Source organism: Coprococcus sp. RTP21428st1_C9_RTP21428_210409, assembly GCF_040227395.1.
GTDB classification, from domain to species: domain Bacteria; phylum Bacillota; class Clostridia; order Lachnospirales; family Lachnospiraceae; genus Coprococcus; species Coprococcus aceti.
Genome location: NZ_JBEHVV010000146.1, coordinates 1 through 1,259 on the forward strand (window position 1 = coordinate 1; position 1,259 = coordinate 1,259).

General features: G+C 43.4%; 1 protein-coding gene and 1 pseudogene. Both read right to left on the bottom strand.

The genetic code is table 11. The annotated features are described in order from the left end of the window. A pseudogene (locus ABUA34_RS14300) lies at positions 1-389 on the bottom strand (hypothetical protein); the annotation flags it as partial. A 193-nt stretch (positions 390-582) separates the two neighbouring features. After that, positions 583-1,259 (bottom strand): glycosyltransferase (locus tag ABUA34_RS14305; RefSeq protein ID WP_349823545.1); only part of this gene is annotated, 677 nt, incomplete at its 5' end.

Genomic DNA, 1,259 nt, shown 5'->3' on the forward strand with positions numbered 1-1,259 from the left:
ACCAATATCATCGGCTGCCCACAATACGCACAGAAACTGGAAGTTTCCGTGGATTTCACCATAAGTCTTGCACCACAGGATGTACATTCATATAGATTCATATCCATATACCTTGGTGATTCATCATCCTTTCCAATATTGATCTCATCCAATGTGTATATCGTATCCGTGGCATCAGTTATGTATCTTTTTATTCTGGCAATCTTCTGAATTGCCTTATAGCTTCTCTTATCTACAAGCTCTCCATCCTCATTCCTGACCATGGCAGAGTTTTCTTCTCCTATGCCTCTGCTGATCACCGAATCACACTGCGTACACTGCAGCTGCCTCGTCTTAGGATTCAGTACCACAACACCGCCGCAGGATGGACATTTTACTGTAAGATTCATTGCATGTTACCCCCATGTCTACCAAACATAAGCCCCATTTGACTAAAACAGTATCATCTAAATTATAAGCTATCAAGTAGTCAAATTACAACTATATGTACCTGTAACGGATGTAAATATTACATAAAACGTCTTATCATCCAAATAAAGCTGTATCATAATCATTCCATCACAATACAGCTTCATAATGTTATCAATTTATCTTATTCACGTCGTCTTTATTGGTGTCGGAAATTATATAATGTGGTCTTCCCTTGGTCTCCATATATGTCTTGGCGATATATTTGCCCATTATTCCTATGCACAGGAACTGGAGTCCTGATATAAACAGTATGATGCACACAAGTGACGGCCATCCCGCAACAGGGTCTCCCCACACCAGCTTTCTTATGAAGAAGAACAGCATCATGACAAATGAGACAAATGTACAAAATATTCCAAATCCTGAAGCTATACTCATCGGCGCCTCGGAGAAGTTGATTATTCCGTCCAGTGCGTATTTGAAAAGCTTCCAGAAGTTCCACTTCGTCTCGCCCGCAACTCTCTCCACATTCTCGTATTCCAGCCATTTTGTCCTGAACCCGATCCAGCCAAATATTCCCTTGGAGAATCTGTTGTACTCGCACATCGACACGATGGCATCCTTCATCTCTGCCTTCATAAGCCTGAAATCCCTGGCGCCATCCACGACATCGGAGTCGGATATCTTGTTGATGATCTTGTAGAACATCCGCGCAAACCATGATCTTATCGGCGGCTCGCCCTTTCTGGTGACTCTTCTGGTCGCCACACTGTCATATTCTCCCTGCTCAAGTATACCGAGCATCTCCGGGAGCAGACTTGGCGGATCCTGCATGTCGGCATCCATCA